Below are 14,464 nucleotides of genomic sequence, written 5' to 3'. Positions count from 1 at the left end.
AGTGCAAGGAGCACGTGTCATGCGCCGATTCCGAGAATTCGCACGGCTGCGACCCGCTGGCGTGCCGACGCTGCTGTGCCTGATGACATCGCTGCTGCTGCCTGCGAATCTGCCAGCACAGCAGAGCACTCTGCCGATCGTCCCACCAGGTACCGTCACCGAGCGACTGCCTGCCTGCTATGGCTGGTACTGCGGTTACGCCGTGGTAGCGATGCATGGCAGTAATGCCATCTTCGACGGAGGCATTGGCATTCTCGAAGTGTTGAGCCGGACCGGCCCGGATACATGGACTGCTACGCAAGCCCTGGTCAATCCGGACGAGGCAAGGCCGCCGCAGCCGCCACCTCGCCCGACTGTTCAGGACTTCGGATCGCCTATAGCACTGGACGAACGCGTGCTGCTCATCAGTGGAAGCAGCCGGCTGCATCCCGCTGCCATCTACGTATTCACGCGGCCGCGTCAGGTCTGGGCACATGCACAGACCATCGACCTGCCAAAGCCGGATAGTTACTACCGCGTCCAGATCGTCGACGTCGTGCTCGACGAGAACACAGCGATCGTTTTCGTCCGCTACCACAATTCCGTCAGAGCCTTCAAACAGGTTCACTGGTACACACGCACGACGGGTCGACCATTTGTGTATCAGGGAACGATTGCGCCGGCCGTTGGCAATCGACTGGCCCTGTCCAGGAACACGATGCTGATGGTCGATCCCCGCGCCGACGGCGATCGCGGTGCCGCCTACGTGTTCCAGCGAGTCGGCGCGCAGTGGACGCAAACACAGAAGCTGACGGGCTCGGGCACCGCACCGGGTGACGGATTCGGCAGCGCCGTCGCTTTCGATGGCAACCTGATCGCAATCTCGGCCCCGGATCAGCCGAATCCTGCGGATCCGCAAGTGCCTGGCGCCGTCTACACCTTCGTCCGCAATAGCGGGACCTGGGTCGAGGATAGCGTGCTGGCTCCTGAACCCGTGACCGATCCCGACGACTGGCAGAGCACTCGCTTCGGCCAGCACGTGGCGCTATCGGGCTCACGCTTGCTGGTGGACTCGGGACGGTATGCGGGCAGGCCGGAGGTTCCGCAACCGGTCATTCTTTACGAACGCCACAGCAATCGATGGCAGCCACGAGCACAGCTGGGTTGTCTGGGCATCACGGAAGTTGCCCTTGCCGGAAGCGCAGCCATCCTCACTTATTACGATCCGATCAGGCCCACACCGCAGGTGAAGCCGTACCTGTTGCCTGCGTTGGGCGGCACACCTCCGCCGGCCGATTCTACGTGTGAGGGCATCGCGGGACGGGTCCGCGAGTAGCTCGCCCGCTCAAGGCAACGTGCCCACGGTCGGCAGTTCGTCGATGTGACCTCCGTGGTCCGGACGACTTGTGTACTCCATAGAACCGAGAAGCAGCGTCGCGCCTGACAGAAACACGCCGGCGGGATGGACCTGCTCAGACTGGCATCTCGCGACCGAGGTCCACGAAGACACGCGACGCCCCAACAGGTAACCCAACGGCGGCTGCGGACCAGGAGCGTTGAACGCGTCGATGGTTGCAACCAGCGTAAATTCACATCCGTCGTACTCTTCCAGATCGGTGTTCGGATAGAACGCAGGAAGCGAGGCTTGAGCCGCCGCCGCTGCCGACGACAGCAACGAGAACAGGATCGTCGCGACGCAGACTGGCCCGCATCTCGGTGCGTGCATGGTTGCAACTCCCCGACGTCGAGCCGTTCACGCGAAGCGTCGTGACCGCTTCGGGCATGCTCCCCGCGCGCCTGGTCTTTACACCGCTCGCCACACCTGCCTCTGTCGTTACCTCCGATGCGTACGTGCGAATCTGAGGTTGTCCAGATCCTCTCTGCTAGTCTGCGACGTCCCGCCAAGGCACGGTGTTGACCACAGACTGTTGTCGAAGCACTCTTCAGAACGAGAACCGAGAACCGGTGGATTCGGAACCGGGCTGGGGATTCGGAGTTTTCTTGTCTTCCAACTACGGAAAGTCTTCATGCATAACCCGGAACCTCCGGTCCAGCACCAAAGCGGTGCCAACGTCGCCCCGAAACGGGATGCCAGCAGACGCTTCGAGCGGAGGCATTCAGGGCAAGCTGTTGCGGTCCAGGCTGGGGGGAAGGTCGTGAATGCCGTGGGGTCCGATCGGGCTCTGGGCAGGCAGCGCGAGGCCGGCTCCCCGAGTAGTCCGGTGGGTGACCGATGAGGCTCGGACTGCGCAGGTTGCTCCGGACCTTTCGTGCTGAAAACGCGCCCGACTTCCCCGAAATCGAGGCCTTCTCCTGGTCGCCTCCCCCGGGGCACCGCAACTTCGGGTACCGCAACTTCGGTGACCATCTCGCGAGGGTGATCGTGAGCAAGGTGCTGGCCGACCACGGGCACTTGCTCGAGGAGGAGGTGGTGCGTCCCTGCCGGCTCTTCAGCGTGGGGTCGGTGATGCACTTCGCACGCAGCGGCGACGTCGTGTGGGGTTCGGGCGTCAACGGCAAGGAGATGGATGACAGTCGCCACGTCTACGAGCATCTCGATGTGCGCGCTGTCCGGGGGCCGCTCACGCGGGAATTTCTGGGCAAGCGGGGCATCGCTGCGCCGGAGGTCTTCGGCGACCCGGCCCTGCTGCTTCCGCACCTGTTCCCAGGTCGCTTCATCCGCACGGGCACGAAATCGCACGTGGTCGTGCCCAACCTGCATGACCTGAAGACTGTCGTTAAGCAGGGTGTTGCCGACGTGGTCTCACCTCTGCAAAGCTGGAACCGCTGCGTCGAGCAGATCCTGCAAGCGCAGTTCGTTGTGGCCAGTTCGTTGCACGGTATCGTGATCGCCGAAGCCTTCGGCATACCCGCCCGTTACGTACGTCTCTCTGAATGGGAGAAGCCCTTCAAGTACGACGACTACGCGCTGGGGACCGGGCGCGATCGCATGGAGTTCGCACGTTCGATTGAGGAAGCGCTTGAAATGGGTGGCATGAAACCTCCCAGTTTCGATCACAAGGCGCTGCTGGCGGCGTTTCCCATCGACCTATGGCGGCCAGTGGGAACGTGCAGCGCAATCGTGGCGAACGCTCTTGGCGTTTGGCACTCAAGTGGCGATGCCTGTTTGCAGCAACTCCGCAAGGTCGGGCAGTGTGATGCTCTTGATCACGGCCGAGACGTCGAGCGGACTGACTGATTTAGGCAGGCGCAGCGATTCGTCGATCGTTGCCGCCGCTTCGAACGACTGGTCTATCGACAGGTAGTAGTCCTCATACTTGTGCAACGCCTCCCCGGCAGCGGGTGTAACGAGCCGAGCCGGGCGGCCGAGGGCATGCGCCCAGATCAGCCCGTGCAGCGACGAGGTATGCACGAACTCCGCACGTCGGATGTCGACTGCCACGTCGTGCGCGCTGGCGTCGATGTCCACCACCTGGAATTTCCGGTTCGAGCGGAACTGGTACCGCTCGCGGTAGTGCGGGATGAACACGACGCGTCCCGTTTCGTGCGGAATGGTCGCGAGATCCGGAAACAGCCGGCCGATGAGCAGCCCGGGATCCCCGACGAAGCGCAGTGACGACACGTCGTGACCGGCGCGGCGGAACGCCTCGAGCGTCAGCGGGCCGCGCACGCCCCGCACGCGGATTGGGGCCTGTCGCGCACTCGGCACCTCTGTCGGCTTGCTGCCAATGCCGTTCACTATGTCGCCGCCTTGCACGCGGTGCGAGATGGATCCCACCAGCAGGAGGCGGTGCCCGCCCTCGTCGACGTTGCGGATCTCGCGACCGGGGTAGGCCCACTTCAGAAGATCGACATTGAAGTCATCGCCTGCATTGCCGTGCCTGAACAGATGCGGATTCGGCCGCAACCAGCGCAGCGGCGCCGGGCGACGATCGCGTGGTGCGTCCCAGTAGAAGGTTCTTATTTCCATAGTTGCGCGAGTGGAAGCTCGGCGAAGCCGAACTCGACGTCATTGATTCCGTAGCTCAGCGACAGGAGTTCACTGTTGTCGTCCAGCACGGCGCCTGCAAAGTAGGTTGCCCAGAGGAGGTTGGGATTGTGTCGTTTCTTCGCCGGTATCAGCTTGCGATACGAGTGAATCAGCCGCGTTCCACCCACGGTGACCGCCGCCTCTCCGCGGTGATCGAAGGTCAGGCGCACGAGGCGGCCGACGTAACCGCGCTTGCCGAGTACGCCCGGCTTCTCGTGCGCAACCAGATAGCCCGTCCGGGCATTGGCGAATGTTATCTGGGTGCCGATCGACAGGCCCTTGCCGGGGCCATCTGTCGACCCGGCGCGCTCGAAGAAGAGCATGCCCGCCGAGCCAAGGACGCCACGCGCGCGGCGCAGCCGGACGAGCGGACTGAGCGAGTAGATCACTGATAGCTCGCCCTGCGGGTCCAAGTAAAAAGCCCAGTTCTTCTCGACCGTCTGCCGCCCCTCGACTTCGCAGCGTTGCGGCGCGCCGACCGTCGGCCAGACCTGCATGAGGTACAGCGCATTGTCGGTTCCCGCGAGGTTGCCGGTGTTGAAGGTCAGATACAAACGCTCGCCGAGCACGACGAGTTTGGGATCGGCGATGCGCGGGAAGTCTTCGTGGGCCAGTATTGCCGAGAGATCGAGTGGCGGCGAAAACCGATCTGCGGCGGCGTTGGTGTAAAACGCACGGAACGGCTTCTCTCCAGGATGCGCTTCGGCACGGAAGGCGAGATGCCATCGACCGTCGAATCGGGCCAGGCTGGGATTGAACACATTGCTGTAGTGGCCGGCGTCGGCGAGGGCCTGTAGTGCGCTGGCGAACCAACCTGCCGGGTGACGGCACAATCGCTGGACATTCATGTCGCTGTCTGACGCCAGTTAGCGGTGCTGCGGGCCATGGAACTCACGACGGATGTCTTCGCCGACGATACGGATGCGGCCCAGGTTGCGCAGCCATTGCAGCGGCCGTCGAATCGACTCCGGATTGAGAAAATACTTGCGCAGGATGCGCGGTGTCTTGCTGTGAGATCCGCTGTGGCCCACGCGATAGATAGCGCCGCGAAAGGGCAACGGTGCGAGCGGTTGGTGCTGTCGCGCCACGATGTCGGCGATTCGCCGGTGACCGCCGAGCATGTCCTTGATGTAGTCGGGCGAGGCGTCCTCGAACCGCTGCGGCAGGTCGTAGAGATCGGCGCGGATGATGAGCGAAGTGCCGCACAGCCGGTTGAATTCGTCGTGCTGCAGTAGCAGCTTGCCGCCGTCGTCCCACACGTAGCCAAGGTCCACCTTCCAGCCGTTCGCGTCCGGATGGTCGGCGACGAAGCGCGCCAACCGCGCGCTGACGAAGTCATCGTCGTCGACGATCATGAAGAAGCGGCTGTCGCGCGCTCGCAGCATCCCTTTGAGCACGCGTCGACCTTTGTCGATACGGAACGCATCGAGGACGTCGTCCGTCGAGGCGGAGTTCCTGTCGTGCAGAACGTTGGGCGAGAAGTCGACCGCTTCCACCTCGAAGCGATCTGGCAGCGGCGGCAAGTCCGAACCTTCGTTGGCGATGATCACGGCGCGCCAGTCGTCATGGTTCTGTCCGGCGATCGACGCGATCGTTTGCGCGAGGTTGGCTTTCAGCCTCGACCAGTCGGGCGAATTGTCCGGGTGACGGACCGGAATCAGGAAGGTCAGCATCGTCATCGACCGTCCTCCGCGGCGGCCGCCCGCGCACGTGCCCATTCCACAGCATCCTGAATCGACGTGGCCACGTAAGCGAGTTCGGTGCCGCCCGAGAACGCCGTCATGAAGCGCCGGATCTTTCCATACGAGTTGTCGAGAACGGCATGAGGACGCCCCATCAGCAGCGAGATGATATGTACGTGCAGCCGGTCGGTGACGAGTGCGCGCGCGCGGCCGATCTGACGGACGCCGCGCGAGAAACGCTGTCGCGCAGCGGCATCGAAGCGACCGCGCCGCATCAGCATCGCATCGAGGCTGCCGAGTTCGCCGAGCGTGCCGAGCGCCTTGGCGACACGGACCGGTAACCAGGGTTCAGTGATCCAGTCTTCAACCGGCATTTCCGGCCAGGGACTGAGGTCGCGGATGCCATCCGGCTTCTCGCGGTCTTCGCGCAGCATCGCGAGCACCGGAAGCTGCGGCTTGGTCGCAGCGACGGCGCCGATCATGAACGCCATGTCGGGGCACAGCATGGTGCGGCAGTCGAAATGCTTCTCGGCGAAGTGCAGCGACTCCTGGTCGCGCACGAGCAGCGTGAAGTTGCCGTGCTTGGCGATGATGCGCGCGGTCTCGTCGGCGCGTTGCGGATTCCCGTAGTGGATCGACTGCGCCAGCTGCACGACGGGCCGGCCCGGCCAGCGCTGCAGCACCCGCTCGCGGAACACCTGGTGTCCAAGCCAGATGTCGCCGAAGTTGCCGCCGCCATGGATGAAGATCGGTCCTTCGGGTGCCGCCCGCTTGAGTTCTTCGTCCGAGAAGTCCCGAAGGCCCCTCGAGACATAGTCCGGCCGCTTGCCGAAGCGTTGCCTGAGATAAGCGATCTCGCCAAGCCAGATCGCCGAGTCGCCGACATTGCGGATGTCGGGGAAATCGATCAGAGCAATAGGGGATCCATCGAAGTGCGGCGACAGGCAGGCATCGATCTGTGCCTGGAGGCGCGCGATGAGGTCGGGTGCTGAAACTGGCTGCATGAGTGCTCAGGAGAGTGTTGGGCGGAATCTTGCCACTGCCTTGCGGATCAGCAGCTGGATTTCTGTTTCCGGTCCCGCGGGTCTGCCCATGGCAAGCCACAGCACGACCGTCGAGACGCAGTAGATGATAAAAGCAGCGGCAAAGGTGCAAGCGATCCGCAAGGCCATGGCCGCGCTGTCGCTTTCATCCGGCAGCAGTGGCATCAGCAGCCACGTCAGGAGTGCCATCACGGCTGCGCTGATCAAGCTGCGGGCGTTCGGCGCTAACTGCTGGCGCAGGCTGAGCGCAATGAAGCGACGCACCAGGAACATGTTGAACCCGATGGCGATCAGGCCGGTCAGGACACGCGCCAATACGACGCCGCGCAAACCATCGATGAGCATGCCGGCAATCAGCAACGGCACGCGAATCGCGAACATCTGCAAACTGCGAACGAAAAGCAGACGCGGCTGGCCCTTGGCGATGCCGAGCGACTGCGTCAGGGTCGCGAGTGTTTGCAGGGCATAGATGGAGGCCAGTGCCTGGATAATGAATATGACGGGTCGCCAGCGCTCACCCATGGTGAGGAGGACCAACGGTTCTGCGATCAGTGCCGCGCCGATGCCGGCAGGTAATGCAACTGCGGTGACGAGCGATTGTGCGCGTTGATACGCGGCCGCAAGTCGCGCGGGTTCGTTCTGGATGCTGGCGAAGCCGGGAAACATGACCTTCGTCAGCGGTGCGATGGTTTCACGCGTGGGGATGGCGGCGAGGTTGCCTCCCACGGAGTAATAGCCCAGAGCGGAGTTCCCCAGTCCTTTGCCGACGAGAAGGAAATCGAACCGCCAGTTCAGCGTGTCGATGATCTGCCCGGCGGTCAGCCAGACCGAGAATGAGAGCAACTCCCTGGCGTGGGCAAACGTTGGCCTGGGTCGGAAAGGCAACGTCGCATAGGACACGAGAATGCTCGTGGCCTGTCCGGCCAGAAGGCCGACCACGATGGCCCAGTAAGAATGGAACACGTAGGCGACCACGATCGCGGCAACGACGCCGACCAGTTTCTCTGCGACGTTGAGCACGAACTCCTGCCAGAAGACCAGATCCCGCTGCAGCATGATGCGTCGAGGATTGGCCAGGCCGCTGATCGCGATGCCGACGCCAAGGGCAGCCATCACCGCTACCAGCCTGGGATCGCCGTATATAGCGGCGGTCGGAATGCCAGCCGCAGCGAAGGCGATCCCGAGCAGAAGTCCTCGTAGCGTATTAAGCGTCCAGGCGGCGCTGAAGTGGGTTGCAGTGGGATTGGGATGGCGCACGAGGGCCGAGGTCAGCGACAGGTCGGTCACACTGGTGACGATCGCCAGCAGTGTGGTCGCAACGGCCACGAGCCCGAAGTCCGCTGGCACCAGCAGCCGCGCAAGCAAGAGCGTGCTGATCGCTGCGAGGCCATTCACCACGACGCGCGAGACTGCCAGCCACAAGCTCCCCTTGATGAGCTTTCCTTGGATACCTGCCATGCCGCTTCAGCCGTCGGGGTGTCGCGCCACACGACGTCGCACGTCAGGAGGCCCGGGATGGCGTGGAAGATATCGGGATCGATGCGCCTGGCTGTAAAGCCGGTAAGTTCTCAGGACGACCCCATCACGGGTGCGATCACCAGTGACTGGCCATTGGAGTCGCCTGGGCCTGGATACTTGTGGCCGAGATATCTGCTGCACGCCTTTCATTCCTTGTGAGCGCAGCGATGCGTCGAATGCTGGTTGGTAGTCGCTCGATGGCGACGGGCTTGATCCGGGTAGTGCACACCTTCGATCTGCAAGATGCACGCCGCTGTACTGGCGATCATGGGGCAATCATGCGGGCTGCCGTCGGTGGCATGGAACACCGTCGAGCCTTGCAGGAATTGCGGCTGCTGCCGCCCGCAAAACTGATCATGAGTTTCCCACAGTTGAAAGCGACTGTCGCGCAGCCACGCGCTGAAAGACTGCGCGAGTCCCGTCCGCGATCGAATCTACCCATTCGAGAGCTATCAATACTCCCGGGACACACACCGGGTTCCAGCCAAACCGATAGGGGTCAGAAATCCTGCGTGTGAGCCGCTGGATGAAATCACTCGTTCAGAGCAAACCGATTCTGGACACTGCACTGCCCACTGCGTCCTGGCGGGGCGGGAATCCCGGGACACCCACCAATATCGAGCTGAACCCGCATAGCCGGCGTCCTTCGTCTATCGCGCTCACACATATATATGTAACCACCGATACCGGGCGCCGTTGCTGCGATCTGCACTGGCCAGCGTGTGTCCGCACTGAAAAGGTGACCGTTGTCATCGAAGGTGGTGAACACCTGGTTGTTGCCCCAGCTGCCGATCAGCGTCCCTGTCACCGAGGCCACCGGCGTAAGCGTCACGAGTATGTGATCGCCGCTGTTGTTGTCGAGGAAGTCGGCAGCGAGTGTGCCGTTGGCGTTCTTCACGATCGTGCCCTGCAGCCGCGCGTTGCCGTCTGCAACGCCGCAATCGCCATTGGTATCGAGCGCGGTGGTCACGAAGGCGAACGCATTCGTCGTGCTGTTCCATCGATAGACACCGTACTCCAGGCCGTTGCCGTTGTTGGCATCGCAGTCGGAGTCGTCCGCATGAAACGCGAAGATGTAGGTGCCATCGCGATAAAACGTGAGGAACCCGCGCTCGGGCAAGGCGACACCGTCCACCGCGGTCAGCTGGTATGTGCCGGCCAATGGGTTGAAGGCATTGTTGGTGCAGGCTATCGCGGCCGTGTTGACGTTCGGTGCAGCCGGCGTCACGAAGCCGACGGCCCTGACGATCGTGCATGTCTGTCCCGCAGGCTGTGCCTGGATATGCAGGGTGTAGACGATGGTCGCGCCCAGCGATGCGGTTGCGGGGAAGGTGAAGCTGGTGCTGCCGCCGGCAACGGCCAGGTCGTTCCCGCCGTTGAGCTGCACGACCAGTCCCGACCCAGTCAAGCCTGTGACAGAGCCGGCGATGGTGAACCCCGTGCAGTTCACCGCTATGTTGGTCACGTCGGCGGTGGCGATCGTGCCGCTGCCTGCACTGAAGCCGCCACCGCCGGTGCTGGTGCAGTTGATGGCGGCATTGGCAACATTGGCGCTCGTGATGGTTCCGGTACCGCTGCTCACGGCACAGGCCTGCCCGGCTGGCTGAGTGAGCACCGTGACGGCATACGCGGTTCCGCTCGCCAGCCTCGGCGCAAACGTGAACGGACCCGATGCGGTCACCGTGAGATCGCTGCTGCCATTCTCGGTGCAGGTTGCGGGGTGGCGGCCTGACCCAGGTGGTGGCTCTAGTGGCAGCTCAGCCGCCTGGGGGGCTACCAGGACACGTCTCGATTGCACAGTGATCTGTCGCGAGAATTGGCTCCGTGTTCTAGAAGCATCTCGGCGGTCGCGGATCGTCATCCGCGACCGCGCGTAACGGCGGGCGACATCCCGTCGTGGCTTGTGAGTGCATGTCCCGGTGCGGCCAGATCAGCACGTCCGTCGTTGCGCGTCTGGCGACTGCGTCGGCAAGGTTGCGGCCAAGCAACCGGAAGAGCGTGGGCCACGGACTGACCATCGCAACGACGAGACCCGTCCGGGAAGCGAGCGAGTCCTTGATGTGGTGCATGCAGGCAGCAGCCGTGCACGCGGCTACACCGGTTCCCCGCGTCCTCTGTGGAGGCGCAGCCGAACAGATTCTGTGAACCGTGGTGTCGCGATCGAGGAGCGGCAGGCTGCGGATCAGGTTCTCGATGGCGGTAGCACGGCTGCATGATTTCGCGATCACCGTCGTATCCGCATAAGGCTCCGGATTGTGGCGATTCACCACCAGGACGGTGCAATCTGCTTCGATCGCAACACGTTCGGCAGTGGACGCACGAAAGCGGTCCATGAGGCGCGGCCGGGCCGATCCCAGAATGACCAGATCAGCGCGCCATTCGCGCGCGACACGACTGATCGTTCGCGGTGGATCACCAAGCCGAACAGAGATCGCCGTTGGCCGGTTGGTTCCGCGTACGCGCCGTTCCAGAGCGTCGTGTGCGGTATCGGCTCGCCTGCCGGCGATGCGCAGCGGCGTCTCGCTATCGACGACGTGAAGGAGCATGAGCTCGGCGTCCGCCGCCTCAGCCAGCCACAACGCCTTCTGCAGGCAATGATCCGACTGCCCCCATAGATCGGTTGCGCACAGTATCCGCAAACCGGGGTCGCCCAGAGTGGAGCCTACGTGCAGTTTCAGACGGACCGGCGCGCCTTTCGACATCAGGCTCAGGTGTGTCATGCCGCGTCCAGCCATTTCCTTTCCGCAGGCGGGAGGGAAATCGCGAGGACGTCGCACTTCACATTCCTGAACACCTGATCGGCGACGCTGCCGAGCAGAAGCCGCTTGAGCGCGAACCACCGGCTTACTCCGATGACCAGGAGTTCTGGCCGTACTTGCTCGATCGCTCGTTCTATCGCAGTCAGCGGACGAGTCTGCTCGGTCCAGACTTGCACCCGTTCAAGGTCGACACCGGCTTCCTGCATGCTCTGGAGTACCTCGCGTCTGGCGATACTGTTCCATTCATCCTCGCGCGCCATGGCATCCGTGCAACCCGCGTTGCTGGCCGCCGCCGTGCCGCGATATCGCAGGTGAAAGGCGTGCACGATCCACGTATGTGCGTTCGGCAGCATTCCCATGCTGCCGATGGTCCGGGTCACGTGCTCCGAGCTGAACGATCGCTCGGTGGCGAGCACGACCTGCTCGTATTCGCGCTCGGCCGTACCGCTGACGACGAGTACCGAACAGCCGGTGCTGCGGATGACTTGTTCGGCAGTCGTCCCGACGATCGCCTGCAAGCGTCGCTGTCCTGGCCGTGCCAGTACGATGAGATGCGGCTTGTACTCGCGGGCTGCGGCAATCAGCACTTCCAGCGGCTTGCCGAGTCGCACCGACGACTTTGCATCGTGCGGAGCATGCTGCATGGCGCGCTCGCCCTCCCAGGTGAGGCGCGCACAGGCGCGATTCACCTTCATTCGCACGACCCGCCCGGACATTGCGTCGCTGACGGCGTGCACGAAGAGCACCTCCGCGTTCATCTGCCGCGCGAGTAGTGCGGCCCGTCGGACCGCGCGCTCGGAGCGCGCAGTGAAGTCGGTTACGCAGAGGATGCGTCGCTTCGCTGTGTCAGCGGCGACGGCGGGCGTCTGCTGGCCTTCGTTTCGAGACAGGGTCATCTGCATGTCATCGGCTCCGGAGAATTCTTTGCATCGACGAGGCTGCCGGCACGCTCAGGCCGTTCGCTTCTTTGCCGTGCCGGACTGCCTCGATTCGCAATCGCCGGGATCCGCCGGACATCTGCCACTCGATTACGTCTCCGACGCTACTGCCGAGCAGAGCGGTTCCCAGCGGAGCCAGTACCGACACACGCAGCCGGGCAATATCTCCCTGGGGTGGAAGCACGAGCGTGTACTTGCCGTATTCCCCCGATCCCGGATCAAGCACGATTGCGGTCGAGCCGATGGCCACGACCGTCGACGCAAGGGCGTCATCGTCGACGATCCGGGCGCGGTCGATCTCTTCGCGCAGCAACTCGTAGTCGTCGGCATAGAGTCCGATACGCTGTCGCGTTGCCAGAACCCAACGTAACCGAAGAAGATCGCTCTTTCGCAGCTCGATGGCGCTTTGCACCTGTCGCTCCTCCATCATCATCGATGATTGCTTGTTTGCGGGATTGCCTCTTGTAATGCGTGAACCTTTGTAACGGCTTTAGCGGATTAGATCTATTAGAATTAAGGTTAAGGAATGTTCGAGAAAGTCGAAGCCGCGAGGGGCTGCCGGGACATCCATTGATTCGGTATCTCAGCGAACAAATAGGTGAGCGTCCTCACTTTCGCGTTCGATCTGACGGCGCTCGTCCCGGCAGGCGTGGGTTCATGCGCTTGACGGTGACCCCGAAATTCGTGGATTTCCCAACGATCCTTGCAATCCGGCCAGACCGCATGCGCCGAAGGGGTTATCCGCTTTCCCAAGGGGCGAACCTTACTGTGACGCCAGCTCCGTCGACCTCGCGTCGCCCGGACGCGTGGGAATCAGTCCGGCGGTTCGCATCGACACGACTTCGTGCTGCGCGGCTGCGTGAGCGGCCATGTCCTGCATGAACGCGATGAACCGGGGATCGTTTCTTATGAGATTCATCGCCGGGTCCACATCGAGCTCACGCCAGTGACTGCTCATCCCGGAGTGGCGCAATGCGGGTAGCAGCTCCAAGGCGTCTTCGCCTCGCCCAAGCAGGGCGAGCGCGCGAACGCGGGTCAACACGAACCACAGTTCGCCGCGTTTCTGGCGCTGTGACGCGACGTCCATGAGTTCGAGCGAGCTGTCGAGCAGCTGCTTCGCGCGGTCGTGGCGACCAGTCATCTGGTAGAGCTGCGCCAACGCAACGGGCTCATAGCAGTCGTTGAACATCGGCACACCAGGGCACACGCCGCTGTCGCCGGCAGCGCCGATGGCCCGCTCCAGGAAGGCGATGGCGCGTTCGTACTGGCCGCTCTGTTTCCCTTGCATCACCATGGAGAACACGGAGTAGTCAGGCTCTGCCTGCGCATTTCGGCCGCTGTAGAGCGGCTCGGTTGCACGGTTCCAGTCGTGCCGATAGACGTGGATACGCAGGCGACTGATGCTCGTTGGGTCAGGATCGACCAGCGACTCCGCAGCATCGATATCGTCCACGTCCAGATACATGTGAATCAGAAAATTCCGGACCCACGTCGATGATGGATCGATACGTAACGCCTGCTCCGCGAGCTTGATGCCTTCGGCGCTCCTGCGCTGGCAGCAATAGCGGATCTCGCTCAGGCGCATCAGCGCAACGAAGTAGTTCGGATCGAGTGACAGGGCGCGCTGCAGTAACGGCTCTATGCGCTCGAATTCTCCGGTGCGCTGGTAGAGATACAGGACAGCCTTCTTCGTTGGATACAGGGGTTCCAGCGGATCGAGCTCGATCGCCCGGTTGATGTGATGCAGCCGCTCCGGCGTAGTGTCCACGCCTGTTGTGGCCATCTTCGCGATCAGGACGATCGACAGGCGATGATGTGCGCTGGCCGAGTTGGGTTCCAGTGCGATTGCCCGCCGAGCGTGGCGTTCTGCCCGGGCAATGTCGTCATCGATCTGTGCGAGCACTTCATAGGCTTCGGCATTGGCGGAGTCCAGCACCAGCGCCTGCTCGGCGAGGTGCTGTGAATCAACTCGCACCTGCCTTGCGTGCGGCTCCTCTGCCTGATCACTGCCGCGGAACGCGAGCGATTCAATGACGGCCAGGGCCCGTGAGCTATACGCAGAAGAAAAGGCCGGATCGAGAAGCGCGGCCCGCTGGAAATGCTCACCGGCCTGCCGCACGTTGTCCGCCCGAAGCGTCGTCAGTAGTTTGCGGCCGCGCAGGTATTCCATGTAGGCGTCGACATTCTCGGTTCCACGCCCTCTGCGTCGCTGCTCCGGTGTGGCTTCGAGCGTCACCCGCATGGCGTCAGCCACCTTGCCGGCGATCTCGTCCTGCACGGCAAAGATTGCGGCGACAGATCGATCGAACTTGACGGACCAGAGGTGTCCACCGGTAGTCGCGTCGATGAGCTGAGCAGTCACGCGCATCTGATCGCCCTCGCGCTGCACGCTGCCTTCGAGCAGGAAACGCGTGTTGAGACGGCGGCCGATTTCGCGCGAATCGAGGCACGTCTCAAGGCGTGCAGTATCGTTCGGACTGACTCTGGGATTGGCTGCCGCAGCGATCGCACCGGCTTCGGCAGACGTCGTCACCGACTGGACGTCGGTGACGAC

General features: G+C 63.0%; 12 protein-coding genes and 1 pseudogene. 2 read left to right on the top strand and 11 right to left on the bottom strand.

The window, feature by feature from the left end; all coding sequences use genetic code 11:
* The first annotated feature begins 19 nt into the window (after positions 1 to 19).
* Complete coding sequence (locus VIZ63_RS00065; protein WP_331607430.1) at positions 20 to 1,315, top strand: FG-GAP repeat protein; 1,296 nt, start codon at positions 20 to 22, stop codon at positions 1,313 to 1,315.
* A 9-nt stretch (positions 1,316 to 1,324) separates the two neighbouring features.
* Here VIZ63_RS00065 and VIZ63_RS00060 read toward each other — a convergent pair whose 3' ends face one another.
* Entirely contained in the window at positions 1,325 to 1,705 is a 381-nt protein-coding gene (locus tag VIZ63_RS00060; protein WP_331607429.1) for a hypothetical protein, read from the bottom strand.
* A 507-nt stretch (positions 1,706 to 2,212) separates the two neighbouring features.
* On the opposite strand from VIZ63_RS00060, the gene VIZ63_RS00055 reads away from it, so the two are divergent.
* On the top strand, positions 2,213 to 3,178 hold the full coding sequence (locus tag VIZ63_RS00055) for a polysaccharide pyruvyl transferase family protein (protein ID WP_331607428.1): 966 nt from the start codon (positions 2,213 to 2,215) through the stop codon (positions 3,176 to 3,178).
* On the opposite strand, the gene VIZ63_RS00050 is transcribed toward VIZ63_RS00055, so the two are convergent.
* From VIZ63_RS00050 to VIZ63_RS00005, 10 genes and pseudogenes are all read right to left on the bottom strand, one after another.
* Complete coding sequence (locus tag VIZ63_RS00050; protein WP_331607427.1) at positions 3,089 to 3,910, bottom strand: polysaccharide pyruvyl transferase family protein; 822 nt, start codon at positions 3,908 to 3,910, stop codon at positions 3,089 to 3,091. The genes VIZ63_RS00055 and VIZ63_RS00050 overlap by 90 nt on opposite strands.
* Positions 3,901 to 4,818: a hypothetical protein gene (locus VIZ63_RS00045; RefSeq protein ID WP_331607426.1), complete on the bottom strand. Its 918-nt coding sequence runs from the start codon at positions 4,816 to 4,818 to the stop codon at positions 3,901 to 3,903. The genes VIZ63_RS00050 and VIZ63_RS00045 overlap by 10 nt, the downstream gene beginning before the upstream one ends.
* Before the next feature lie 18 nt (positions 4,819 to 4,836).
* Entirely contained in the window at positions 4,837 to 5,649 is an 813-nt protein-coding gene (locus VIZ63_RS00040) for a hypothetical protein (RefSeq protein ID WP_331607425.1), read from the bottom strand.
* The gene (locus VIZ63_RS00035; RefSeq protein ID WP_331607424.1) at positions 5,646 to 6,656 is read right to left on the bottom strand and encodes a polysaccharide pyruvyl transferase family protein; all 1,011 of its coding nucleotides are present in this window, start codon (positions 6,654 to 6,656) and stop codon (positions 5,646 to 5,648) included. Before VIZ63_RS00035 ends, VIZ63_RS00040 begins: the two co-directional genes overlap by 4 nt.
* Positions 6,657 to 6,662: 6 nt before the next feature.
* Positions 6,663 to 8,153 (bottom strand): lipopolysaccharide biosynthesis protein, encoded by a 1,491-nt coding sequence (locus tag VIZ63_RS00030; protein WP_331607423.1) that lies wholly within the window; start codon positions 8,151 to 8,153, stop codon positions 6,663 to 6,665.
* A 592-nt stretch (positions 8,154 to 8,745) separates the two neighbouring features.
* On the bottom strand, positions 8,746 to 9,894 hold the full coding sequence (locus VIZ63_RS00025; RefSeq protein ID WP_331607422.1) for a hypothetical protein: 1,149 nt from the start codon (positions 9,892 to 9,894) through the stop codon (positions 8,746 to 8,748).
* 148 nt (positions 9,895 to 10,042) lie between these two features.
* On the bottom strand, positions 10,043 to 10,933 hold the full coding sequence (locus VIZ63_RS00020) for a universal stress protein (protein WP_331607421.1): 891 nt from the start codon (positions 10,931 to 10,933) through the stop codon (positions 10,043 to 10,045).
* Positions 10,930 to 11,868, bottom strand: a complete 939-nt coding sequence (locus VIZ63_RS00015) for a universal stress protein (protein WP_331607420.1) — start codon at positions 11,866 to 11,868, stop codon at positions 10,930 to 10,932. Before VIZ63_RS00015 ends, VIZ63_RS00020 begins: the two co-directional genes overlap by 4 nt.
* A gap of 7 nt (positions 11,869 to 11,875) precedes the next feature.
* Complete coding sequence (locus tag VIZ63_RS00010) at positions 11,876 to 12,343, bottom strand: GreA/GreB family elongation factor (RefSeq protein WP_331607419.1); 468 nt, start codon at positions 12,341 to 12,343, stop codon at positions 11,876 to 11,878.
* A 330-nt stretch (positions 12,344 to 12,673) separates the two neighbouring features.
* A pseudogene (locus tag VIZ63_RS00005) lies at positions 12,674 to 14,464 on the bottom strand (hypothetical protein); the annotation flags it as partial.

The organism is Povalibacter sp., from assembly GCF_036520495.1.
Taxonomy (GTDB): domain Bacteria; phylum Pseudomonadota; class Gammaproteobacteria; order Steroidobacterales; family Steroidobacteraceae; genus Steroidobacter.
This window is presented reverse-complemented; position numbering and strand designations above follow the sequence as displayed.